The 22,670-nt window shown below is 69.8% G+C and carries 21 protein-coding genes; 10 read left to right on the top strand and 11 right to left on the bottom strand.

What is annotated here, in order from left to right; translation table 11 throughout:
- Positions 1-54: 54 nt before the first annotated feature.
- The gene (locus ABD156_RS12410; RefSeq protein WP_344271052.1) at positions 55-1,701 is read right to left on the bottom strand and encodes a thiamine pyrophosphate-binding protein; all 1,647 of its coding nucleotides are present in this window, start codon (positions 1,699-1,701) and stop codon (positions 55-57) included.
- A 194-nt stretch (positions 1,702-1,895) separates the two neighbouring features.
- Between ABD156_RS12410 and ABD156_RS12405 the strand changes: the two genes are divergently transcribed.
- On the top strand, positions 1,896-3,263 hold the full coding sequence (locus ABD156_RS12405; RefSeq protein ID WP_344271050.1) for a WS/DGAT/MGAT family O-acyltransferase: 1,368 nt from the start codon (positions 1,896-1,898) through the stop codon (positions 3,261-3,263).
- A gap of 4 nt (positions 3,264-3,267) precedes the next feature.
- On the opposite strand, the gene ABD156_RS12400 is transcribed toward ABD156_RS12405, so the two are convergent.
- Positions 3,268-4,233, bottom strand: a complete 966-nt coding sequence (locus ABD156_RS12400; protein WP_344271047.1) for an aldo/keto reductase — start codon at positions 4,231-4,233, stop codon at positions 3,268-3,270.
- 86 nt (positions 4,234-4,319) lie between these two features.
- On the opposite strand from ABD156_RS12400, the gene ABD156_RS12395 reads away from it, so the two are divergent.
- Positions 4,320-5,549, top strand: a complete 1,230-nt coding sequence (locus ABD156_RS12395; protein ID WP_344271044.1) for an MFS transporter — start codon at positions 4,320-4,322, stop codon at positions 5,547-5,549.
- Here the strand turns inward: ABD156_RS12395 and ABD156_RS12390 are convergent.
- From ABD156_RS12390 to ABD156_RS12380, 3 genes are all read right to left on the bottom strand, one after another.
- Positions 5,506-5,991, bottom strand: coding sequence for a MaoC family dehydratase (locus ABD156_RS12390; protein WP_344271042.1), 486 nt, complete (start codon positions 5,989-5,991; stop codon positions 5,506-5,508). The genes ABD156_RS12395 and ABD156_RS12390 overlap by 44 nt on opposite strands.
- A 61-nt stretch (positions 5,992-6,052) precedes the next feature.
- Positions 6,053-7,435 (bottom strand): amidase, encoded by a 1,383-nt coding sequence (locus tag ABD156_RS12385; protein ID WP_344271039.1) that lies wholly within the window; start codon positions 7,433-7,435, stop codon positions 6,053-6,055.
- The gene (locus tag ABD156_RS12380; RefSeq protein WP_377927067.1) at positions 7,417-8,364 is read right to left on the bottom strand and encodes a D-2-hydroxyacid dehydrogenase; all 948 of its coding nucleotides are present in this window, start codon (positions 8,362-8,364) and stop codon (positions 7,417-7,419) included. The genes ABD156_RS12385 and ABD156_RS12380 overlap by 19 nt, the downstream gene beginning before the upstream one ends.
- Positions 8,365-8,526: 162 nt before the next feature.
- Between ABD156_RS12380 and ABD156_RS12375 the strand changes: the two genes are divergently transcribed.
- The 3 genes from ABD156_RS12375 to ABD156_RS12365 are packed head-to-tail and all read left to right on the top strand — an operon-like array spanning position 8,527 to position 10,729.
- Positions 8,527-9,267: a maleate cis-trans isomerase family protein gene (locus tag ABD156_RS12375; protein WP_344271034.1), complete on the top strand. Its 741-nt coding sequence runs from the start codon at positions 8,527-8,529 to the stop codon at positions 9,265-9,267.
- Positions 9,268-9,313: 46 nt separating this feature from the next.
- Complete coding sequence (locus tag ABD156_RS12370) at positions 9,314-10,039, top strand: maleate cis-trans isomerase family protein (RefSeq protein WP_344271032.1); 726 nt, start codon at positions 9,314-9,316, stop codon at positions 10,037-10,039.
- A gap of 3 nt (positions 10,040-10,042) precedes the next feature.
- Positions 10,043-10,729 (top strand): GntR family transcriptional regulator, encoded by a 687-nt coding sequence (locus ABD156_RS12365; RefSeq protein WP_344271030.1) that lies wholly within the window; start codon positions 10,043-10,045, stop codon positions 10,727-10,729.
- A 110-nt stretch (positions 10,730-10,839) separates the two neighbouring features.
- Here the strand turns inward: ABD156_RS12365 and ABD156_RS12360 are convergent, their stop codons facing one another.
- Positions 10,840-11,613, bottom strand: a complete 774-nt coding sequence (locus tag ABD156_RS12360; RefSeq protein ID WP_344271028.1) for an amidohydrolase family protein — start codon at positions 11,611-11,613, stop codon at positions 10,840-10,842.
- Between the two features lie 96 nt (positions 11,614-11,709).
- Here ABD156_RS12360 and ABD156_RS12355 point away from each other — a divergent pair, with 96 nt between their 5' ends.
- Entirely contained in the window at positions 11,710-12,063 is a 354-nt protein-coding gene (locus ABD156_RS12355) for a MerR family transcriptional regulator (RefSeq protein ID WP_344271026.1), read from the top strand.
- Between the two features lie 5 nt (positions 12,064-12,068).
- On the opposite strand, the gene ABD156_RS12350 is transcribed toward ABD156_RS12355, so the two are convergent.
- The 4 genes from ABD156_RS12350 to ABD156_RS12335 form a co-directional block, all read right to left on the bottom strand.
- Entirely contained in the window at positions 12,069-12,548 is a 480-nt protein-coding gene (locus tag ABD156_RS12350; protein WP_344271024.1) for a GNAT family N-acetyltransferase, read from the bottom strand.
- 53 nt (positions 12,549-12,601) lie between these two features.
- Positions 12,602-13,069, bottom strand: coding sequence for a DUF4262 domain-containing protein (locus ABD156_RS12345; protein WP_344271021.1), 468 nt, complete (start codon positions 13,067-13,069; stop codon positions 12,602-12,604).
- A gap of 72 nt (positions 13,070-13,141) precedes the next feature.
- On the bottom strand, positions 13,142-14,197 hold the full coding sequence (locus ABD156_RS12340; RefSeq protein ID WP_344271018.1) for a tartrate dehydrogenase: 1,056 nt from the start codon (positions 14,195-14,197) through the stop codon (positions 13,142-13,144).
- A complete protein-coding gene (locus tag ABD156_RS12335) occupies positions 14,194-15,657 on the bottom strand; it encodes an NAD-dependent succinate-semialdehyde dehydrogenase (RefSeq protein ID WP_344271015.1) in 1,464 nt (487 codons plus the stop codon). Before ABD156_RS12335 ends, ABD156_RS12340 begins: the two co-directional genes overlap by 4 nt.
- Positions 15,658-15,751: 94 nt before the next feature.
- Between ABD156_RS12335 and ABD156_RS12330 the strand changes: the two genes are divergently transcribed.
- From ABD156_RS12330 to ABD156_RS12315, 4 genes are all read left to right on the top strand, one after another.
- Complete coding sequence (locus ABD156_RS12330) at positions 15,752-17,008, top strand: aspartate aminotransferase family protein (protein WP_344271012.1); 1,257 nt, start codon at positions 15,752-15,754, stop codon at positions 17,006-17,008.
- A gap of 3 nt (positions 17,009-17,011) precedes the next feature.
- On the top strand, positions 17,012-17,512 hold the full coding sequence (locus ABD156_RS12325) for a DUF3830 family protein (RefSeq protein WP_067576183.1): 501 nt from the start codon (positions 17,012-17,014) through the stop codon (positions 17,510-17,512).
- 790 nt (positions 17,513-18,302) lie between these two features.
- Positions 18,303-19,688 (top strand): FAD-binding oxidoreductase, encoded by a 1,386-nt coding sequence (locus ABD156_RS12320; protein ID WP_344271006.1) that lies wholly within the window; start codon positions 18,303-18,305, stop codon positions 19,686-19,688.
- Between the two features lie 5 nt (positions 19,689-19,693).
- Positions 19,694-21,256, top strand: coding sequence for an acetolactate synthase large subunit (locus ABD156_RS12315; RefSeq protein WP_344271003.1), 1,563 nt, complete (start codon positions 19,694-19,696; stop codon positions 21,254-21,256).
- Here the strand turns inward: ABD156_RS12315 and ABD156_RS12310 are convergent.
- Positions 21,253-22,656 (bottom strand): MFS transporter, encoded by a 1,404-nt coding sequence (locus ABD156_RS12310; protein ID WP_344272292.1) that lies wholly within the window; start codon positions 22,654-22,656, stop codon positions 21,253-21,255. The genes ABD156_RS12315 and ABD156_RS12310 overlap by 4 nt on opposite strands.
- Positions 22,657-22,670 lie beyond the last annotated feature (14 nt).

Below are 22,670 nucleotides of genomic sequence, written 5' to 3'. Positions count from 1 at the left end.
CGTCACGTGGGCAGTGGATGAAGGAGGCGGCCGCGCGACCCGGCTAGACGGCGCCTAGCTGCGCGGCTTCCGATACCACCGCGGCGAAGTGTTCAGCGGCGGCTTGAGCTTCGCGCGCACCACCAGCACGTTCGGCTCGTCCGATTCCACGAATTCGCTCAGCAGCCGGCGAAACGCGCGGCCGAAGCCGGACACCCGGTCCGCGTGCACGCCGAACGAGCGGGCCAACCCGACGAAATCGGGGCTGTCCCAGTCGACTCCGCGGTGCGGCAGGCCTTCCTGGTCCTGGTCGAAGCGCAGCATGCCGTAGCCGCCGTCGTCCACGACCACGACCGTCACCGGCAGCTGTTCCTCGGCCAGCGTCGCCAGATCCCCTACCGCGTAAAGGAAACCGCCGTCGCCGGTGACGCACAGGACGCGACCGCCGCCGGTCGCCTCGGCCGCCGCGCCCGCGCCGAGCGACGCCGGGAAGCCGTAGCCGAGCGTGCCCCAGCCCATCGGGTACGCCAGCCGCCGCGGCGCGCGGACCCGGTGGAAGCCGCCGATCCAGTATCCGGCGACGCACATGTCGGTGACGATCGTCCCGTCCGCCGGGAGCACTTCCTCCAAAGTGGACAGAAAGTCGGCGGCCTGCGGTTCCTCGTCGCGGATGCGCCTGCGCACCCGGCGGCCGATGCCGGCCAGCCGCGCGGTCAGCTCGTCCAGGCCGGGGCGAGTTTCCGGATGCAGGGATTCGACGACGCGGCGGGCGTCGCCGACCAGGGTGACGTCCGGCCGGTAGTTCTTCGCCGCGTCGCCGGCGTCGACGTTGATCGCGATCAGCTTCGGCGGCGCGGGCATCTGCCAGTTCTGCGTCATCAGGCCGTCGAAGTCGGTGCCGATCGCGAGCACCACGTCGGCCTCGTCCCACAGCTGCCCGACCTCCGGCGCGTGCACCGGATTCGGGGCCAGGCAAGGATGTTCGGGCGGAAGCAGGCCGCGCGCGCCGAACGTGGTGAGCACCGGCGCGGCGAGCCGCTGCGCGAGCTGCCCGATCGCTTCCCCGGCTTCGGAACGCAGCGCGCCGCCTCCCGCCCAGATCAGCGGACGGCGCGCGGACGCCAGCAGCTCCGACGCACGAGGCAGGTCCGGCAGGTCGAGCACGCGCTCGGCGGGCGGCGCGGGCGGTTCGCGCGGCGGCGTGGTCTCCCGGAGGAAATCGGTCGGAATGCCCAAATACACCGGGCCGCTTTGCGGCATCAGCGCGAGCCGGGCGGCGCGGTGCAGCGTCGTGGCGATCTGGTCCGCGCGGTGCACGGTGAACCCGGCTTTGGTCACCGGCGCGAACATCGCCTGCTGGTCGGAAGTTTCGTGCAGCACCCCGCGCACGACACCCGGACGGCGCAGCGTCGACGGGATGTCCGTGGCGATTACGAGCACCGGGGCCGCGGACGCCATCGCTTCGCCGACCGCGCCGAGCGTGTTCGCCGCGCCGGGGCCGGTGGTCACGAGCGCGACGCCGAGTTTTCCCGTCCTGCGGGCATAACCGTCGGCGGCGTACCCCGCGGTCTGTTCGTGCCGGACGTTGACGAGCCGGATCCCGGTGTCCGCCAACGCCTCCCACAGCGGCAGGTTGTGGACTCCCGGCAGGCCGAACACCACCTCGGCCCCGAGAGCCGTGAGCGCGTCCCCCAGCTGCTGAGCTCCAGTCCGTCCTGCCACGCCAGCGATGGTATCCGCCCCCGGTAAGCAGCCGCAGACACGTCACCGGACAGGGTTTGTCAGGGTCTGCGGCCTGCCGCGCCGCCCCGTTGTCCCCCACCTGGCCGCGAGATCTGAGACACCGGCTTTTTCGTGCGTACACTCCGGGTGCCGGGGACGCCGAGGTCCCCGTGGCGGCGGAAAGGGGTGTCCGAATGCCGTTGATGCCGGTGACCGACTCGATGTTCCTGATGGTCGAAACCCGCGAGCACCCGATGCACGTCGGCGGGCTCCAGTTGTTCCGCAAACCCGAGGGCGCGGGCGAGGACTACCTGCGCGACCTTCGCCGCGGCCTGCTGGAGTCGGACAACATGCGCAGCGTGTTCCGGATGCGGCCGAGCCGCCCGGTGAACACCGTCGGGCACGTGCGCTGGTCGCGTGACACCGACCTGGAGCTCGACTATCACTTCCGGCATTCCGCGCTGCCGCAGCCGGGCCGGATCCGCGAACTGCTCGAACTCACCTCGCGCTGGCACAGCACGCTGCTCGACCGGCACCGGCCGCTGTGGGAAACGCACCTCATCGAAGGACTGCGCGACGGCCGGTTCGCGGTGTATTCGAAGATCCACCACGCGCTGATGGACGGCGTTTCGGCGCTGCGGCATCTGCAGGGCACGCTGTCGGACGACCCGGCCGACCTGGACTGCCCGCCGCCGTGGGGTTCGCGCGACAAGCCCGCCGCGAACCACAACGGCCGCGCCCCGGCGTCGCCGTTCGCTCTGGTGGGCAAGACGTTCGAGCAGGTCGCGGGTATCGCGCCGGCCGCGGCGAAGGTGGCCCGCGAGGCGTTCCGCGAGCACCGGCTCACGCTGCCGATGCAGGCGCCGAAGACGATGCTGAACGTGCCGATCGGCGGCGCGCGCCGGTTCGCCGCGCAGTCCTGGCCGCTCGACCGGGTGCGCGAGGTCGCGACCGCCGCGGGCGTGTCCCGCAACGACGTCGTGCTCGCGATGTGCTCCGGCGCGCTGCGCGACTACCTCATCGAACAGAGCGCGCTGCCGGACGCGCCGCTGGTCGCGATGGTCCCGGTGTCGCTGCGCCGCCGCGACTCCGGCGACGCGACCGGCAACAACATCGGCGCGCTGCTGTGCAACCTGGCCACCGACGAGACCGATCCGGCGCGGCGGCTGGCCGCGATCTCCGAGTCGATGTCGAACGGCAAGAAGCTGTTCTCGCAGCTCTCGCCGCTGCAGACGCTGCTGCTGTCCGGGATCAACGTGGCCCAGCTGGGGGCGTCGCCGATCCCCGGCGTCGTCGGCAACACGCGCCCGCCGTTCAACCTGGTGATCTCGAACGTCCCCGGCCCGCGCAAGCAGATGTACTGGAACGGCGCGGCGCTGGACGGCATCTACCCGGCGTCGGTGCTGCTCGACGGGCAGGCCCTGAACATCACGCTGACCAGCAACGGGGACAACCTCGACTTCGGCGTCACCGGGTGCCGGCGCAGCGTCCCGCACCTGCAGCGGATCCTGACGCATCTGGATACGGCGCTCGCCGAGCTGGAATTCGCGACGCGGGGGTAGCCGGTCAGTCGATGCCTTCCGGGCTGGCTCCGCCGACCGCGACGGCTTGGGCGACGATGCGGTCGATCTCGGCGAGGTCCGCTGAGGTGAGCTGAAGGTCGGTCGCGCTCTTCTCGATGCTGGCCGGGCGGCGGGCGCCGACGATGGCGACGTCGGCCTTCGCCAGCGTCCACGCGATGGCCAGCTGGCTCACCGCCGCGCCTCTGTCCTCGGCGAACGCGGCGAGCTGGTCGACGATCTTCAGGTTGTGCCGCAACAAGTCCCCGCGGAAGGCGGACGAGCGCGAGCGCCAGTCCGACGGGTCGAACGCCGTCTCGGCAGTGAGCGAGCCGGTGAGCAGACCGCTGCCGAGCGCACTGTAGGCGAGCACGCCGAGGTTGTGCTCGCGGGCGTACGGGAGCGGATCGGTTTCCGCGCCGCGGCGGAAGAGGTGGTAGGGCACCTGCACGGTTTCCACCGTCTTGTTCAATGCCGTCTCGTTCACTGCGCTGAGCTGCGCGGAGTCGTAGTTCGAGACTCCGGCGTGGCGGATCTTGCCCGCGTCCACGAACTCCCGCAGCGTCCCGGCAACCTCGGCGGCCGGAGTCAGCGGGTCGGGCCAATGGATTTGGTAGAGGTCGAGATGGTCGACGCCGAGCGCGCGCAGGCTCTCGTCCACGCCTTGTGTGAGCCATGCTCGACGCGAATCGCGGATGCGTTCGGAACCGGGGTTCGTCCCGCCTTTGGTGGCGATGACGACGCTGTCGCGGCGATGGTCCAGTTCGCTGCGCAACGCTTTGCCCAGGAGCGCTTCGGCAGTGCCATAGGCGCGGGCGGTGTCGAAGAGGGTGATGCCCAGTTCGTGCGCGCGCCGGATCGCCGCGATCGCGGTGTCCTCGTCGAAGCCGCCCCACTGGCCGCCGAATCCGCCGGTGCCGAAGGCGATCCGGGAGACTTCGAGGCCGCTGCGGCCTAGGGTCGTCGTCCGCATGAGCCGAGCACAGCACTCTTCGCTTGACCTCGCCGAGCGTTCTCAACTGCTGATTATTCGGTTGACAATCAGAGGATGCTCGCCAGGTGAGCCTCCTGGAGCCGTTGCGGCACCGCAGTTTCCGCGCCCTCGCCGCCGGGCGAACGCTCGGCACCTTCGGCAACTCGGTCGCTCCGGTCGCGCTCGCGTTCGCGGTGCTCGACCGCACCGGGTCGGCGGTCGATCTCGGGCTGGTCGTCGGCGCCCGGTCGCTGGCGAACGTGCTGCTGCTGCTTTTCGGCGGCGTCCTCGCGGACCGGCTGCCGCGCGCGGTGATCCTGCAGGGCACCGAGATCGCGGCCGGGCTCAGCCAGGCGCTGATCGCCGCGAGTGTCCTTTGTGGATTCAGTTCGATCCCGTTCCTGATCTCGCTGAGCGTGGTCAACGGGGCGGTCGCGGCGATGTCGCTGCCCGCGTCGGCGGCCATCACTCCGCAGACGGTGCCGCGAGACCTGCTGGCTCCGGCGAACGCGTTGCTGCGGCTGCTGGTCAACGGAGGGCGCATCGCCGGAGCCGGAGTCGCCGGGGTCGCGGTGGCGGCGGCCGGATCCGGCTGGGCGCTGGCGGTGAACGCGCTGCTGTTCTTCGCCGCCGCGCTCGCCTATCACGCCGTCCGGCTGCCGCGCACCGACCGGGTTCCGGGCGCACGACCGATCGCCGATCTGGTCGCCGGATGGCACGAGTTCCGGTCCCGCGCCTGGGTGTGGGTAGTGGTCGCGCAATTCGCCTTCGTCAACGCCGCCGGGCTCGGCACGCTCGTGGTCATCGGGCCAGTCGTCGCGGACGAGACGTTCGGGCGGTCCGGTTGGGGACTGGCGCTGGCGATGCAGACCGCGGGCGCGCTCGTCGGCGGGATCGTCGCCGCGCATTGGCGGCCGCGGCACGCCTTGTTCATCGGGGTGCTGCTGGTGACAGTGGAAGCTCTGCCGGTGCTGGCGCTCGGCTGGTGGCCGTCGCTCGTCCCGCTGCTGGTCGCGATGCTGGCGGCCGGGCTGGCGATGGAGCAGTTCAGCGTCGCCTGGGACGTTTCGCTTCAGGAACACATCCCGCCCGACAAGCTCGCGCGCGTGTACTCCTACGACATGGTGGGTTCACTCGCCGCGATGCCGCTCGGGCAGATCGCGGCGGGTCCCCTCGTGCAGCACTTCGGCCGCGAGCCGGTGCTAGTCGCGTGCGGGGTGCTGATCCTGGTTTCGACCGGGCTCGCGCTGTGCAGCCGCGAGATCCGGCAGCTCACGAACCGGCCGGCGGAGCTGGTCGCACCGACAGGAAGTTGACCGCGCTCGCGCTGAACACCAGCTCGTCGTCGCCGTTGAACACTTCCATCCGGGTGCGGACGAGGCCGCGATCGGGCTTCGACTTCGACCGCCGCGCCTCGGTGACGGTCGCCCGCATCCGCAGCCGGTCCCCCGGCCGCACCGGGCGCGGCCAGCGCAGTTCGTCGATGCCGGGGCTGCCGAGGCTCGCGACCGACGACAGGTAGTGGTCGGCGAACATCCGCATCATCAGGCTGGACGTGTGCCAGCCGCTCGCGATCAGCCCGCCGAACGGGCCCTCCTTCGCCGCCGCCGGGTCGACGTGGAAGCTCTGCGGGTCGTACTTTTCGGCGAACTCGACGATCTCCGCTTCGGTGACAGTCGTGTCGCCGAACTCGTACACCGATCCCTCGGGGTAGTCCTCGAACCAGCGGTCGTCGATGGGCGCGGTGAACTCGGTCATGCGCGACAGCCTGCCATAGCTGATCGCGCCGGAAACGTGACTCGCGTCTGCCCGGCGAGCGTCACGGCGCGGCCCAGGGCCGGACCTCCTCCAGCAGCTTCGCCACCGCCAGCACCAGGTCGTCCGAATGCCGCGGGCCGACGATCTGCAGTCCCACCGGAAGGCCCGATTCGGTGCGCCCGGCCGGGACGCTGATCGCGGGCTGCTGCGTCATGTTGAACGGGTAGGTGAACGGCGTCCACTCCGGCCATTCGCTCATCCCGCTGCCCGGCGGCACGTCGTGGCCCGCCTCGAACGGCGGAATCGGGACGGTCGGCGTGAGCAGCACGTCGTAGCGGGTGTGGAACTCGCCCATCAGGATGCCGAGCGCGGCGCGTTCCGCGGTGGCGTCGAGGTAGTCGCCCGCGGAGTAGGTGTGGCCCCGTTCCCAGACGCGGCGCAGGCCCGGGTCGACCCGCGGCTCGCTGCCCGGCGGGAACGCGTCGAGCGACTTCGCCGCGCCTGCCGACCACAGCACGTCGAAGGCGTCCTTCGGGTCGGCGAATCCGGGATCGGCCTGCTCGACCTGCAACCCGGCGTCGGCGAGCGACTGCACCGCAGACTGGACGATCGCGGCGATTTCCGGGTCCACGTCGACAAAACCGAGCGCCGGCGAATACGCCGCGATCAGCCCGCGCACGTCGCGCCGCACCGCCTCGCGGTACGCGCTGATCGGCGGCGCGAGCCCGGTCGGGTCGCGGTGGTCGGGCAGCGCGAGGACGTCCAGCAGCAACGCCGTGTCGTCCACGCAGCGCGCCATCGGCCCGGCGTGCGCGAGCGGGCCGAACGGGCTCGCTGGGAACAGCGGGATCCGGCCGTGGGTCGGTTTCATGCCGACGATTCCGCAGAACGACGCGGGAATCCGCACCGAACCGCCGCCATCGGTGCCGACGGACAGCTCACCCATCGCCGCCGCGACCGCGGCCGCGCTGCCGCCACTGGACCCGCCCGCCGTCATCCGCGGGTTCACCGGATTGCGCGTGATGCCCGCCAGCGCGCTGTCGGTGACGCCCTTCCACGCGATCTCCGGCGTGGTCGTCTTGCCCAGCACGACCAGCCCCGCCTCGCGCATCCGCGCCATCACCGGGCTGTCGACCTCCCACGGCTGGTCGACCGGGATGCTCGTGGAACCGCGCAGCGTCGGCCAGCCCTGGGTGAGGAAGATGTCCTTGATCGACGCGGGAACCCCGTCGAGCGCGCCGATCGGATTCCCGTCGCGCCACCGGGCCTCGGCCGCTTTCGCCTGGTCGAGCGCGCGTTCGGCGTCGACGAGGCAGTAGGCGTTGATCTCGCCGTCGCGGTCCTCGATGTTCTGCAGGGCGCTCTTCGTCGCCTCGACCGGCGACAGTTCGCCGGTGGCGTAGGCGGCGACGAGTTCGCTGGCGGTCAATTCCCGGTCGCCCATCCGGCGCCTCCCTGCGATTCGGACGGCACGTAGCCGAGCCGTTTGTCCACGACGTTCCACAGCGGTTCCCCGGCGACCCAGCGCCGGAAGTTCCCCGCGAACACCTCGACCAGGGTCCGCCGCCAGCCGATGAAGTCGCCCGACATGTGCGGCGACAGCAGGACGTCCGGCATGGTCCACAGTGGACTCTCGGCGGGCAGCGGCTCGGTTTCGAAGACGTCGAGCGCGGCCCCGGCGATCTCGCCGGCTCGCAGGGCCGCGATCAGATCGGACGTGACCACCAGTTCGCCGCGGCCGACGTTCACGAATCGCGCGGACGGTTTCATCGCGGCGAACGCGGAGGCGTCGAACATGCCCTTGGTCTGATCGGTGAGCGGCGCGACCGCGACGACGTAGTCGAACTCGGGCAAATACCGCGCCAGCTCGGTGGATTCGCGCACGACGCCGAAGTCCGGGTCCCCGACCCTGGCTCGCCTGCCCGCCCCGGACACGCGCATCCCGGCCGCCCGCAGCATCCTCGCGATGGCCCTTCCGATCGGTCCGGTGCCGACCACCAGCACCTCCCGCCCGGCGATCCGCTCGCTCTCGCGGTGCTTCCACGTGCCGGCGCGCTGCAGGTCGAGCGAACGCGCGAAGTCCTTGGCGAACGCCAGCACGACGCCGAGCACGTACTCCGCGATGGCGTCGTCGAACACCCCGCGCGAGTTCGTGAGCACCACGTCGCTCTCGCGCAGCCCCGGGAACAGCACCGGGTCGACGCCGGCGCTCGCGATGTGCAGCCACTGCAACCGGTCCGCCGCGGGCCAGGCCCCCGGGACGGCTCCGGAAAGGAAATCGTAGACAAAAAGCGCGTCGGCTCCGGCCAGCGCACCGGCGAGGCCGCGCTCGTCGGTGTAACGAACTACCGCCGCGTCTTCGATAGCGGCCATGTCCGGTGGTTGGTCTGCCCCGCAGAGCACTGCCAGTACGGGGGTTTCCGGGGCGATCACGATTGACACGGTAAAAGTGGCTCGTATGATTGTCAACAATCCGAGGACCACCCCCGGAGCACCGGACGGGCATCCGCACAGGCGTATTCCGGAGGCTGAACCTTGGATCTGGACTTCCTCGCGTTCGAGGGCCCGCTAGCCCAGCGCGGCATCGGCGTGATCGCGCCGTTCGACCTCGCGCTCGAGCGCGAACTGTGGCGCTGGGTGCCGATGGAGGTGTCGCTGCACCTCGCCCGCACCCCGTACGAACCGGTCCCGGTGAGCATGGAAATGGCCCAGCTGGTGAGCGACAGCCGGCACCTCGCCACGGCCACGCGCGACGTGCTGCACGTGGAGCCCGAGGTGGTCGCGTACCTGTGCACCTCAGGCAGCTTCGTGAACGGCATCGACTACGAGCGCTCCCTCACCAAGGCGATCTGCGACGCGGGCGCGCCGGACGCGGTCACCACCTCCGGAGCTCTCGTCGAGGTGCTGCACCAACTCGACCTGCACCGGGTCTCGGTGCTCACGCCGTACGACGCCGACCTCACCGGCAAACTCCACGACTTCCTCGCCGAGGTCGGCGTGGACACCGTGTCCAGCGACCACCTCGGGCTGGGCGGCGGCATCTGGAAGGTCAGCTACCGCACCATCGCCGAGCGGATCCTGGCCGCGGACCACCGCGAGGCCGAGGCGATTTTCGTCAGCTGCACCAACCTCCCCACGTTCGACCTGATCGAACCGCTGGAGAAGGCGCTCGGCAAACCCGTGCTGACCGCCAACCAGCTGACCATGTGGGCCTGCCTGCGCCGGATGCGGCTGCCCGTCGTGGGTCCCGGCCAGTGGCTGCGGGAGGTGTCTTGACCCGTCCCGCTAATATTGTCGACAATTTGCGCATCCCGGAGGTTTCGTGACCACGATCGGCTTCATCTACCCCGACCACGCGGCCGAGGACGACTACCCGCTCGCGGAACAGCTTCTCGGCGGCTCCGAAGGCGACATCAGCCTGCCGGTCGCCCATATTTACGGGACTGACCTGCACGCCGTGCCGGAACTGCTCGACCTCGGCAGCGAAGCCCGGCTCGCCGAAGGCGCCCGGCTGCTCGCGAAGCACCAGCCGGAAGCGGTGGTGTGGGCTTGCACGTCCGGCAGCTTCGTGTACGGCTGGGACGGCGCGCGCAACCAGGCCGACCAGCTCGCCGCGGTTGCCGGGGTCCCGGCGTCGAGCACGTCGTTCGCCTTCGTGCACGCGGCGAAAGCCCTTGGCGTGCACCGAGTCGCGGTGGCCGCGAGCTACCCCGACGACGTCGCGCGGCTGTTCGTGGACTTCCTCGCCGCGGGAGGCGTCGAGGTGCTCTCGATGTCGAGCGCCGACATCGACACCGCCGCCGAGGTCGGCCAGCTCGCGCCCGAGGCTGTCGTCGATCTGGCGGTAAGCCACGACCACCCGGACGCCGACGCGATTCTGGTGCCCGACACCGCGATGCGCACGCTCGGCGAGATCACCGCGATCGAGGAGAAGCTCGGCAAGCCGGTGCTGACCGCCAACCAGGTGACCGTGTGGGAAGGCCTGCGCCTGACCGGTACGACGCGGCTGGTGCGTTCGCTGGGCGCGCTGTTCCGGACGAGGGGCTGACCCGTGGTCGCACTCCCTGACATAGAACCGGTGAGCCGGGAATCGACCGCCGCGGTGATCGCGCGCCAGCTGCGCGACGCGATCATGACCGGCGCACTGCCGCCGGGCACCCAGCTCGGCGAAACCGACCTGGCCGCCCGCTTCCAGGTCTCGCGCGGCCCGCTGCGGGAGGCGATGCAGCACCTCGTGTCCGAGGGCTTGCTGCGCAGCGAACGCCACCGGGGCCTGTTCGTGATCGACCTCGAACCGGCTGACGTGTTCGATATTTATCTCGCCCGGTCCGCCGTGGAAAGAGCCGCCCTGCTGTGCGCGTTCCGCGGCGACCGCGAGGCGGTGGCTGCCATCTTGGAGCAGAACGTGGCCGACATGGCCGCCGCCGCGGACGATCCGGCCGCGTTGTCCGAGGCGGACCTCCGATTTCACGAGGCCCTGATCAATGCCTCCGGCAGCAAGCGGTTGATGCGAATGGCCCGGACGTTGCTGATCGAGACGCGGATGTGCCTGACGTTGCTGCAGAGCACGTATCAGGGCGTGGAGGATCGGCTGGAGGAGCACACGCGGATCATCGAAGCCCTGCGGTCGGGCGACGAGGAGACGGCGCTGCAGTTGCTGGACGCGCACATGGAGGACGCGATCAGCCGGCTGCTTCCGGGGCGGAGTTTGAAGGACGGGGTCTCGGCGGCTGGGTGATGAGGGGGTCGTCGCCGCGTGGTTGGGTGCGGACGGCTTTCGCGCGCCGCGCAACAACGCACGCAGTCTCCTGGTTCGGGCCACGCTCCGGAGCCGGTTGAGGGCGAACGTCATAGCCCCAGCACCTCCGCCAGGGTGCCGCCGAGGACGCGGTTTCGCAGTTCTCCGGGCGGGGTCACGCGTTCGATCGTCGTGCGGGCCAAGACCGGGTCGCCGTAGGGTGCGTCCGAGCCGAACATTGTGCGGTCCGGGAGTTCCTTGATCGCCAGCCGGACCGCGAAGACGATGCTGGCTGTCGACAGTTCCAGGTAGACGTTCGGGGTCTCGCGGGCCAGATCGATCGCGGTGAGCCAATGTGCGCCGCCCAGTTGGCTGAGCACCAGCGGCACGGTCGGGTAGCTGCGGGCAAGCGCCGCCAGGGTGGACAGATCGGCTTCGGCGGTCGGGGCGGAGCCGTGCACCACGACCGGGAGTCCATTGTGGTCGGTGGCTGCCCGCAGGACTGGTTCGATCCGGGCCGCCGCGCCTGGGGGTGGGGTCAGTTCGCCGATGCCGTGGAACCCGCTCGCGACCTGATCGACCTCCGCGGCCAGCTGGTCTTCGGACCGGTCAAGGCGGACTGAACGGAAGCCCAGGAACCGGTCCGGATGTGCGGCCAGGGCGGTGTCCAGTTCTTGCCAGGCGGACTGGTAGCCGTCTCCGGACTGGCCGTTCAGCGCGGCGTCCAGCGCGCTCATTTCCCGGCGGAACGAGACCAGATCGGTGGCTCGTTCGGGATGCGGCCTGGTCGCGAACAGCACGGCGCGATCGGCTCCGGCCTCGTCCAGCAGGGCGAGATGCTGGTGCACGGGGTCGTGGACGTGGCTGTGTGCGTCGATGATCAACGGAAACTCCCGGTCAGCTCGGGCGCGCGGAATGCGGCCGCCGGGGCCAGTGTTGAACGTTGACACCGTGCCAAGGTCAAGCTCAGCGGAGGGGCGATGCGAATCGGGCAGCTGGCCGAGCGCACCGGGACCAGCGAACGGCTCCTGCGGTACTACGAACGCGTCGGCCTGCTGACGGCGGACCGGCTGCCCAACGGCTACCGCGACTACGCCCCGTCCGCCGAGCAGACCGTGCGGCAGATTCGCGCGCTGCTGGCGGCCGGGTTGCCGACCAGCCTGATCAAGCGGATGCTGCCGTGCGCCGAAACGGACGGTTCGTTGCGTCCGTGTCCGGGAGTGCTGGGCGCGCTGCGCACCCAGCTCACCGAACTCGACCGCCGGGCGGAAGACATCGCGCGGGCACGGCGGACCCTCCGCGAGGCGATCGCGGTGACGGAACGCGCCGGCTGAACGGCTCAGGTCGTGATCCAGTACCTCCGCACCGGCCCGTGATCGGTCTGGCGCACTTCCTCCAGCACCCCGCCCGCGCGTTCGATCGTCTTGGCGGACGCCAGGTTCTCCCCCGCGCACACCAAAAGCACCCGAGGCAATTCCCGGGCCTCGGTCAGCATCTCGCGCAATGCCCAGGAAGCCAGACCGCGGCCGCGCGCCGACGGGCGGATGCCGAAGCCGAGGTGCCCGGCCCACGAAACGTACTCCGCCGGGCCAGAGCGCAGAGCGATTCCGCCGAGTACCCGGCCGTCCTCGACTAGCCAGCGGTACCGAGCTCGGTCCCGCGTCAAAGAGTTCACCCAGGCGGCGAAGCCAGCTGGCGAATCGACCTCGTCCGACGCCGACAGGCCGAAGCCGTCCTCGTGCAGGCCTGGGCCCCATTCGATGTGTGCTTCCAGCCACGAGCGATGCAACCGGACGGTGGGGGCCACAAGTTCGGGCATGCTCCGAGTCTACCGGGCGAAAGCGCGAAAAAGCCTGGCGCAGCAGGAAAAACTCAGGCATCGCGCACCCCCAGCACGGGCTGTCCGCCGAGGCCGAAGTTGTACTGCGGCGACCACGGGAACCGGCCCGCCGGATCGGCGTAGACCAGCTGCCTGGCTTCGATTCTCGCGCCATAGCAGCAAACCGCCATGTACAGGTGCGTCGCGGGCGCGCTGAGCCGCACCACTTCCAGCGCGGGCAGCCGGGGCAGCAGCCACTGTTCGCCGGGCTCCGGCGGGCCGGTATGCAGGATATGTTCGGCCCCGGCGTTGAGCACGTATGTCGCTTCGCGCAACGACAATCCGGTGACCACCAGTTCCGGCAGCCCTTGCCCGGTCAGGCCCGCGGTGTACGCCCAGGGCGGCCGGGAACCTGGTTCCCGCACGCCCTGGACGCACCATCCGTACTCCCTGATCCGGTCCAGCACCTCGATCAGGTGCTGCTCCTCGGATCTTTCCGGCTCCTCGCACATCTGGCACATCGGTGCCCTCCTCCCCTCGGGGACCCGCCGACCGGGTCAGGGAAGAGTGAACCTCGCGGCACCGACGAAAAATCAGCGGAGCGAATCAGCCACCGCGGCGCCGAGCGAGGTTGTGGTAGCGGTTCCGCCGAGGTCGGGGGTGAGCGTTTCGCCCGCAGCCAGCACCTCGTCGACCGAGGCGCGGATCGCTTGTGCGGCAACGGTTTCCCCGAGGTGATCGAGCAGCATCGCCCCGGCGAGGATCTGGGCGACCGGGTTCGCGATGCCCTGTCCGGCGATGTCCGGAGCACTGCCGTGAACGGCCTCGAACATCGACGGAAAGTCACCTGATGGGTTGATGTTTCCGGACGGCGCCATGCCCAATCCGCCGGTGATCGCGGCCGCCAGGTCGCTCAGGATGTCGCCGAACAGGTTCGACGCCACCACCACGTCGAGCCGGTCCGGAGCCTGCACCATCCGCGCGGCGAGAGCGTCCACATGGCACTGTTCCGCGCGGACGTCCGGATACCGCGCGGCGACCTCGGCGAAAATCTCGTCCCAGTAAGGCATCGAGTGGATCAGCCCGTTGGACTTGGTCGCCGAAGTGACGTGCTGCGAACGCGTGCGCGCGAGCTCGAAGGCGTACCGGATGATCCGTTCCACCCCGACCCGCGTGAACACCGACTCCTGCAGCACGAACTCGTCCGGCCGCCCGGCGTTGTGCCGCCCGCCGATCGAGGAGTACTCGCCCTCGGAGTTCTCCCGGACGATCACCATTTCCAGCTCGTCGGCCTTCCGCCCGGCCAGCACCGAGGACGTCCCCGGCAGCAGCCGGACCGGCCGCAGGTTGACGTACTGCTGGAACGCCCGCCGCAACGGAATCAGCAGGCCCCACAACGAAACGTGGTCCGCCACACCGGGGAAGCCGACCGCGCCGAGCAGGATTCCGTCGAAGCCCGACAGCTGCGCGACACCGTCCTCCGGCATCATCGCGCCGGTCTTTGTGTACCGCTCGCAGCTCCAGTCGAATTCGGTCCACTCCAAGGAGAAGCCGTACTTCGCCGCGGCCGCGTCGAGGACCCGGCGCGCTTCGATGGTGACGTCGACCCCGATCCCGTCGCCCGGGATGCTCGCAATCCGGTGTGTCACAGGCTCACCGCGATGTACTTGGTCTCCAGGAACTCGTCGATGCCGACCGTGCCGCCCTCGCGGCCGAGACCGGACTGCTTGACGCCGCCGAACGGAGCCGCCGGGTTGGACACGATGCCCTGGTTGAGGCCGATCATCCCGGCCTCCAAACGTTCCGACACGCGCAGCGCGCGCTTCAGGTCGCTGGTGAACAGGTAGGACACCAGGCCGAATTCGGTGTCGTTGGCCTTCTCGACCGCCTCGTCCTCGGTGTCGAACGGCGTGATCGGCGCGACCGGGCCGAAGATTTCCTCGCTGGCCAGCCGAGCGTCGACCGGTACGTCGGTGAGCACGGTCGCCGGGTAGAAGTGCCCCGGACCTTCGACCCGCGAGCCGCCGGTGAGCACGCGCGCGCCCTTGTCCGTGGCGTCCTTGACCAGTTCGGTCACCTTCTTCACCGCGGCCTCGTCGATGAGCGGACCGACCACGACGCCCTCGTCGGTGCCGCGGCCCATCGGCAGCGCCTGCATCCGCTCGGTGAGCCGGCGGGAGAACTCCTCGGCGACGCCGCGCTGCACGTAGAACCGGTTGGCCGCGGTGCACGCCTCGCCGATGTTGCGCATCTTTGCCTGCATCGCACCCTCGACGGCGGCGTCCAGGTCCGCGTCGTCGAACACGACGAACGGCGCGTTGCCGCCCAGCTCCATCGACGTGCGCAGCACCTTCTCCGCGCACTGCTCCAGCAGTTTGCGCCCGACCCCGGTCGACCCGGTGAACGACAGCTTGCGCGCGCGTCCGTCGCGGATCAGCGGCTCCATCACGCCGCCCGCGTCCTTGGTGGTGACGACGTTCAGCACGCCCTCGGGCAGCCCGGCGTCGGCGAGGATTTGGGTGAGCGCGAGCATCGACAGCGGCGTCTGCGCGGCGGGCTTGATCACCATCGTGCAGCCCGCGGCGACGGCCGGGCCGATCTTGCGCGTGCCCATCGCCATCGGGAAGTTCCACGGCGTGATGAGCAGCGTCGAACCTACCGGCTGGCGCGTGATCAGGAACCGGCCCGAGCCGTTCGGGGCCACCGCGTAGCCGCCGTCGATCCGCACCGCTTCTTCGGCGAACCAGCGGAAGAACTCGGCGGCGTAAGTGATTTCGCCGGCGGCCTCGGCCAGCGGCTTGCCCATCTCCAGCGTCATCAGCAGTGCCAGCTCGTCCCGGCGCTCGATGAGCTTGCTGTACGCGCGGCTCAGGATCTCGCCGCGCTCCCGTGGCGCCACTGCCGCCCAGCCGGACTGCGCCGCGACCGCCGCGTCGAGCGCCGCGAGACCGTCTTCCGGCCCGGCGTCCGCGACCTGGCACAGGACCTCGCCAGTGGAGGGGTCCTGCACGTCGAAGGTCTTCCCGCTGCGCGCGGCGACCCACTTGCCGCCGATGAAGAGTTCCTTGCCGACCGCGCCCACGACGCCGTTCTCGGTGATCCCGCTCATCCAGGTTGCTCCTGTTCCTGTTGTCCCGAACTCATGCTATGGATATTGTCAACAATCGACAACCGTCTCCACCCGCATCCCAGGAGGGCGCCGCATGGCCCAGCTGTCCCCGCTGCTCAAGCAGGCAACGCCCGTCGCCGTCGACCACGGTGAAGGGGTTTACCTCTACGACGTGGACGGGAAACGTCATCTCGACTTCACCGCGGGGATCGGGGTGACCAGCACCGGGCACTGTCACCCGCGCGTGGTCGAAGCCGCGCGCGAGCAGATCGGCAAGCTCGTGCACGGCCAGTACACGACCGTCATGCACCAACCGCTGCTCGAACTCACCCGCAAGCTCGGCGACGTCCTGCCGTCCGGGCTCGATTCGCTCTTCTACGCGAACTCCGGCAGCGAGGCTGTGGAGGCCGCGCTGCGACTCGCGCGGCAGGCGACGAAGCGGCCGAACGTCATCGTGTTCCAGGGCGGCTTCCACGGCCGCACGGTCGCCGCCGCGACCATGACCACCTCCGGCACGCGGTTCAGCGCGGGCATCTCGCCGCTGATGTCCGGCGTGCACGTCGCGCCGTTCCCGTACGCCTACCACTACGGCTGGGACGAGGAGACGGCCACGAAGTTCGCCCTGCGCGAGCTCGACTACCTCTTCCAGACCGTCTCCGCGCCGAACGAGACGGCCGCGTTCTTCATCGAGCCGGTGCTCGGCGAGGGCGGCTACGTTCCCGCGAACACCGCGTTCATGGCCGGGCTGCGCGAGCGCGCCGACCGGCACGGCATCCTGCTGGTGCTCGACGAGGTGCAGGCGGGCTTCGGCCGCACCGGCAAGTTCTGGGGCCACGACCACTTCGACGTCCACCCGGACGTCGTGCTGATCGCGAAGGGCCTCGCCAGCGGCTTCCCGCTGTCGGGCATCGCCGCTTCGGAAGAGCTGATGGCGAAGGCGTACCCAGGTTCGCAAGGCGGTACGTACGGCGGCAACGCGGTGTCGTGCGCGGCAGCCATCGCGACGCTTGATGTCATTCAGGACGAAGGCTTGGTCGAGAATGCCGCGGAGCGCGGGCGTCAGCTTCTCGAGGGCGCGCGCGTCATCGCGGACAAGACGCCGGCTATCGGCGACGTACGCGGTCTCGGTCTTCTCGTGGGCACTGAGTTCACTACTGCGGACGGCGAACCGGACACGGCCACCGCGCAGGCCGCGCAACAAGCGGCTGCCAAGAGCGGGCTGCTGTTGCTCACCTGTGGTGCGTACTCGAACGTCGTGCGCATGGTGCCGCCCCTGGTCGTCAACGCGGAACAGGTCGACGACGCGCTGCGCATCTGGGGCGAGGTCGTCACGTCGGTCACGGGGAGCTGAGGCATGGCGCGCTACATCACCATCAGCCTCGACAAGCGCGGCGTCACCTGCCGCGCGCGGCTGCTCGACGACGAAGCACCGCGCACCTGCAAGGCGGTGTGGGACGCGCTGCCGCAAAGCGGTTCGGCCTACCACGCGAAGTACGCGCGCAACGAGGTCTACACGCTCGTGCCGCCCTTCGCCGAGCCGAAGCCGGGCCGCGAGAATCCGACCATCACGCCGATTCCCGGCGACGTGGTCTACTTCGGATTCGAGGCATGGGAAATCGGCAACCCGGCGTACGGCTACGACGACGGCAGCGAGGCCCACAGCGACCAGGGTGCCACGGATCTCGCGATTTTCTACGGCCGCAACAACCTCCTGATCAACGGCGACGCGGGCTGGGTGCCCGGCAACGTGTTCGCGACGATCGAGGAAGGCCTGTCCGAGATGGCCGCGGCCGCGCAGGACCTGTGGCTGCGCGGCGTGGAGGGCGAGACGCTGTCGTTCGCCCGCGCTGACTGACTGTCGCTTCCGGCAAGCGCAAGGGCCGGTTCCTCCACCGCGGAGGGACTGGCCCTTTTCACTGCCCGATCGGGCCAGATTGTTCCGCCAGAGTGAAGCCGGGTTAACCCTCCGCGATCATGAACGCGGCCCGGAATGCGCTGCCAGACAAGGGATCCGAGCCTGATGATCACCCGGCGGTGTGAACCTCGGCAACTCACCAATCGTGGCTTCGCATTCACCGGTTCGAGGGGCCACGCCGCCCGGTTGCCGCAGTGCGCGTCTGCTACCCAGGGTGATCGGACGCGGCCTTCGCTACAAACCGTGGCGAAGAGTCCACAGTGCACCCCCGGCGGCAAACCCGAAAGCCTTACATGTTTAACATGGGAAGATTCTCCGGCCGTCGATCCGTTGCCAGGACTGGGAAAACCGCGTTTTGACACCGCGACAGCACCGGTGGAAATCTGCGTTGGCTCCTCGCGAGAGCACCACAGAAGAACAATCCGAACAAGGAGCCCCTCAATGCAGATGTTCACCCAGCACGTGCACCACGGCCACGACCTGATCTCGGGTCTGCTCGCGCACCTGGCGCACGTGCTCGGCTGGCTCGTCTGACCGGCACCGAGGATTAACCCAGGGGCCGGCCTGTTGGCGCGGGCCGGTCCCTGCTGTGGTTCTCCCCCTGGCCACGCCGCGGCGTGGCCTTTTTCGTGCCCGCCCTCCGTCGGCTAACGTGAAAACTATTCATGGCCAGTCCGGTGGCAAAACAGCTAGGCTTCGGCCTTGACGTACGCGCGCACGAGGGAGTGGCATGAGCGAGATCGCAACACAGCTGGCAGGTGCCGTCGGAGCTGGGAACCTGCTGACCGGTGACGCGATTTCCGACGATTACGCGCACGACGAAGCACTCAGCACTCCCGGCCAGAAACCGGCGTACGTCGCGAAGCCGGCGACTGCCGAAGAGGTCTCCGCGCTGCTGAAGATCGCCTCCGCCGAGGGCCTCCCGGTGACCGCGCGCGGGTCCGGCAGCGGGCTGTCCGCCGCGGCGCGGCCGGTCGAAGGCGGGCTGGTCGTCTCGTTCGAGCGGATGAACTCGGTGCTCGAAATCGACACCGGCAACCACGTCGCCGTGGTCCAGCCGGGCGTCACGCTGGCCGAACTCGACGCGAAGACCGCCGAGCACGGCCTCACCTACCCCGTCTATCCCGGCGAACTGAGCGCGAGCGTCGGCGGCACCGTCGGCACCAACGCCGGCGGCATGCGCGCGATCCGCTACGGCATCACGCGCGGCAACGTCTCGGGCCTGCAGGCGGTGCTCGCGACCGGCGAGATCATCCGCGTGGGCGGCCGGATGTCGAAGATTTCCAGCGGTTACGACCTCACCCAGCTGATCATCGGTTCGGAGGGCACCCTCGCGCTGGTGACCGAGGTGATCGTGAAGCTGCAGCCGCGGCTCCCGCACAGCGCGACCGTGCTCGCCCCGTTCGATGATTTCGAGCAGGTGATGGCGGCGGTGCCGAAGATCGCCGCGAGCGGTCTCGCGCCGCAGATCCTCGAGTACATCGACAACCTGACGATGGCCGCGATGGTCTACAACGACAAGCTCGAACTGGGCGTCCCGGCGGAAATCCGCGACCGGACCCAGGCGTATCTGGCCGTAGCGCTGGAAAACCGGGTGGCCGACCGGCTCGGCGAGGACGTCGAGACGCTCGGCGAACTGCTGGTCGAGCTTGGCGCGACCGACGCGTACGTGCTCGAAGGCAATTCCGCTCGCAAGCTCATCGAAGCGCGGGAAAAAGCCTTCTGGAACGCCAAAGCCGTGGGCGCGGACGACATCATCGACGTGGTAGTGCCGCGGACCGCGATGCCGGAATTCATGGCCAAGGCCCGCGAGCTGGCGATGGCGACCGGCGGCGGCGCGCTCGGCTGCGGGCACGCCGGCGACGGCAACGTCCACCTCGCGATCTTCTGCAAGGACCCGGACACGCGCTCGCGGTTGCTGACCGACATCTTCGGCTGCGCGTACGAACTCGGCGGCGCGATCTCCGGCGAGCACGGCCTCGGCCGCACCAAGACGAAGTACTACGCCAAGCTGGAAGACCCCGCGAAGCTCGAGCTGCTGCGCCGGGTCAAGGACAGCTTCGACCCGGCCGGGATCCTGAACCCCGGCGTCCTGTTCGCGCAAACCGGAAAGTGAGCACAGTGAGCACGCTCAACGGCGCCCAGTCCCTCATCCGCACGCTCGTCGACAGCGGGGTCGACGTGTGCTTTTCCAACCCCGGCACGTCGGAGATGCACTTCGTCGCCGCGCTTGATTCGGTGCCGGAGATGCGCGGCGTGCTCGCGCTGTTCGAGGGCGTCGTGACCGGTGCCGCGGATGGGTACGCGCGAGTCGCCGGCAAGCCCGCCGCGACGCTGCTGCACCTCGGCCCTGGCCTGGGGAACGGCCTGGCGAACCTGCACAACGCGCGCCGCGCGCACACGCCGGTGGTCAACGTGATCGGCGACCACGCGACTTATCACAAGCAGTACGACGCCCCGCTCGAATCGGACATCGACGCGATCGCGGGCACGCTCGAAGGCTGGGTGCGCCGGTCCGGGCACACGAAGGACGTCGGCGCGGACGCGGCGGCGGCGGTCGCGGCGGCGCAGGACGCACCGGGCCGGGTCGCGACGCTGATCCTTCCGGCCGACGCGTCGTGGGGCGAGGGCGGTGAGACGTGCGAGCCGATTCCGCCGCGCGTGCCGCAGACCGTCGACGCGACGACCGTGCAGAAGATCGCGGACGTGCTGCGCAGCGGTGAGCCGGTGGCGTTGCTGGTCGGCGGATCCGCTTGCCACGAAGCCGGTTTGCGCGCGACCAGCCGGATCGCCGCCGCGACCGGGGCGAAGGCGCTCGCCGAAACTTTCCCGGCGCGGCTGGAGCGCGGTGCCGGTCTGCCGAACATCGAACGGCTGGGGTATCTCGCCGAACAGGCCAAGTACCAGCTGGACGGGATCAAGCACCTGATCGTCGCGGGCACGCGGGCACCGGTGTCGTTCTTCGCCTACCCCGGCATGCCGAGCGAGCTGACTCCGGAAGGCGCCGACGTGCACGTCCTCGCGACCGCCGGCCAGGACGTCGCCGCCGCGCTGGAAGCGGTCGCCGCACTCGTCGCCGCGGACACCGAGCCGGTCCTGCAGGAGGCCGGACGGCCGGAGCTGCCGAGCGGTCCGATCACCGTGCAGAACTGGGTCGACGTGATCGGCGCGCTGCTGCCGGAGAACGCGATCATCGTGGACGAGGCGAACACGTCCGGTCTCATGCTCCCCGCCGCGACGGCGGGCGCGCCGCGGCACGACGTGCTGACCCTGACCGGCGGCGCGATCGGCTACGGCATGCCGGTGGCCGTCGGCGCGGCGATCGCGGCTCCGCGGCGGCCGGTGATCAACCTCGAATCCGACGGCAGCGCGATGTACACGATCTCCGCGCTGTGGACGCAAGCGCGCGAGAACCTCGACGTGACCACGGTGGTGCTCAACAACAACGCGTACGCGATCCTGCGGATGGAGCTGCAACGCGTCGGCGCGTCCGGCGACGGGCCGCGCGCGAAGGACCTGCTGGACATCGGCCGTCCGGACCTGGATTTCGTGAAGATCGCCGAGGGCATGGGCGTTCCGGCGACCCGGGCGACGACGGCGGAGGAGCTGGCCGAGCAGTTCCGGCGCGCGGTCGCCGAGCCGGGGCCGCACCTGATCGACGTGGCTGTTCCGCCGCTGCTCTAGACCCGGGCGAGTTCCGGGCTGGCGGCACGGAATCGCGGCACCACCGCGGTCAACGCCAGCCCGGCCACCGCCGCCACCGCGGCGACCGCGAACGTGGCGCGGAAACCGGCGAGCGAAGGCACTGTGAACGAGCCGACCGTGATGGTGAGGTGGGCCAGCATCGTGGCCATCACGGCGCTGGAGGTCGAGGTGCCGACGGAACGCATGAGCGAGTTGAGCCCGTTCGCCGACGCGGTTTCGGTGACCGGCACCGCGCTCATGATCAGCGCGGGCATTGCGGCGTAAGCGATTCCGACGCCCGCGCCGATGATCACCGACGCGATGATCAGCTCGACCGCGTTGGCCATCAGGAAAATCGCGAAGACGTAGCCGACCGCGATCACGGTCGCGCCGGTCATGAGCGTGACGCGGGCGCCGTAGCGGTTGGTCAGCCGCGCGGACACCGGGGAGAGCGCCATCATCACCAGGCCGTTCGGTGCGAGGCACAGCCCGGCTTCGACCATGCTGAGCCCGAGGCCGTAGCCGGTCGCCGACGGTGCCTGCAGCAACTGCGGGAACGACAACGACATCGCGTACATCGCGAAGCCGACGAGCACCGACGCGAGGTTCGTGAACAACACCGGCCGCCGCGCCGAAACACGCAGATCGACCAGCGGGTCACGACGGCGCAGCTGATACCAGCCCCAAGCCGCGAGAACGACCACCGCGGTCGCGGCGAAGCCGAGCGTCGCCGGGCTGCCCCAACCCCATTGGCCGCCCTTCACGATCGGCAGCAACAGGCTCGTGAGGCCGACGATCAACCCGAGCGTGCCAAGGAAATCGAACGGCGCGGGCGTGCGGACCGGCGATTCCGGGACGAATCGCAGGATCAGCAGCGCACAGCCGAGCCCGAGCCCGGCCGCGCCCCAGAACAGGACGTGCCAGTCCGCGTGCTCGGCCACGATCGCCGCGACCGGCAACCCGATCGCGCCGCCGACCCCGAGCGTCGCGCTCATCAGCGAAATCGCGCCGCTGACGCGTTCCGGCGGCAGTTCGTCGCGCATGATGCTGATGCCGAGCGGAATGACGCCCATCGCGCAGCCCTGCAGCCCGCGGCCGACGATCATCAGCGCGAGCGAACTGGTCAGCGCCGAGACCACGGACCCGGCGATCAGCACCGCCAGGCTCACCAGGAGCACGCGGCGCTTGCCGTAAAGATCGCCGAGCCGCCCAGCGACCGGAGTGCACACCGCCGCGGCGAGCAGCGTGACGGTAACGACCCACGACGCGTCCGTCGGCGTCGTGTTCAGCAGTCTCGGAAACGCCGGGATCAACGGGATGACCAGCGTCTGCATGAACGAAGCGACCAGCCCGCACGAGGCCAGCACCACGATGATCGGCCGCGCGCCTGCCCGTGCCACCACGTCCCCCGTTC

This window comes from Amycolatopsis albidoflavus, assembly GCF_039525725.1.
GTDB lineage: Bacteria > Actinomycetota > Actinomycetes > Mycobacteriales > Pseudonocardiaceae > Amycolatopsis > Amycolatopsis albidoflava.
The sequence above is the reverse complement of the archived record's forward strand: the minus strand, read 5'-3'. Positions and strand labels throughout refer to the sequence as shown.

Bases quoted from the DNA above. Each gene is read 5' to 3' on its own strand.
- ABD156_RS12345 (WP_344271021.1), bottom strand. From the start codon at position 13,069: ATGTGCCAGATGTGCGAGGAGCCGGAAAGATCCGAGGAGCAGCACCTG.
- ABD156_RS12355 (WP_344271026.1), top strand. From the start codon at position 11,710: ATGCGAATCGGGCAGCTGGCCGAGCGCACCGGGACCAGCGAACGGCTC.
- ABD156_RS12400 (WP_344271047.1), bottom strand. From the start codon at position 4,233: ATGCGGACGACGACCCTAGGCCGCAGCGGCCTCGAAGTCTCCCGGATC.
- ABD156_RS12330 (WP_344271012.1), top strand. From the start codon at position 15,752: ATGGCCCAGCTGTCCCCGCTGCTCAAGCAGGCAACGCCCGTCGCCGTC.
- ABD156_RS12335 (WP_344271015.1), bottom strand. From the start codon at position 15,657: ATGAGCGGGATCACCGAGAACGGCGTCGTGGGCGCGGTCGGCAAGGAA.
- ABD156_RS12385 (WP_344271039.1), bottom strand. From the start codon at position 7,435: ATGGGCGACCGGGAATTGACCGCCAGCGAACTCGTCGCCGCCTACGCC.
- ABD156_RS12405 (WP_344271050.1), top strand. From the start codon at position 1,896: ATGCCGTTGATGCCGGTGACCGACTCGATGTTCCTGATGGTCGAAACC.
- ABD156_RS12350 (WP_344271024.1), bottom strand. From the start codon at position 12,548: ATGCCCGAACTTGTGGCCCCCACCGTCCGGTTGCATCGCTCGTGGCTG.
- ABD156_RS12390 (WP_344271042.1), bottom strand. From the start codon at position 5,991: ATGACCGAGTTCACCGCGCCCATCGACGACCGCTGGTTCGAGGACTAC.
- ABD156_RS12320 (WP_344271006.1), top strand. From the start codon at position 18,303: ATGAGCGAGATCGCAACACAGCTGGCAGGTGCCGTCGGAGCTGGGAAC.
- ABD156_RS12325 (WP_067576183.1), top strand. From the start codon at position 17,012: ATGGCGCGCTACATCACCATCAGCCTCGACAAGCGCGGCGTCACCTGC.
- ABD156_RS12380 (WP_377927067.1), bottom strand. From the start codon at position 8,364: ATGGCCGCTATCGAAGACGCGGCGGTAGTTCGTTACACCGACGAGCGC.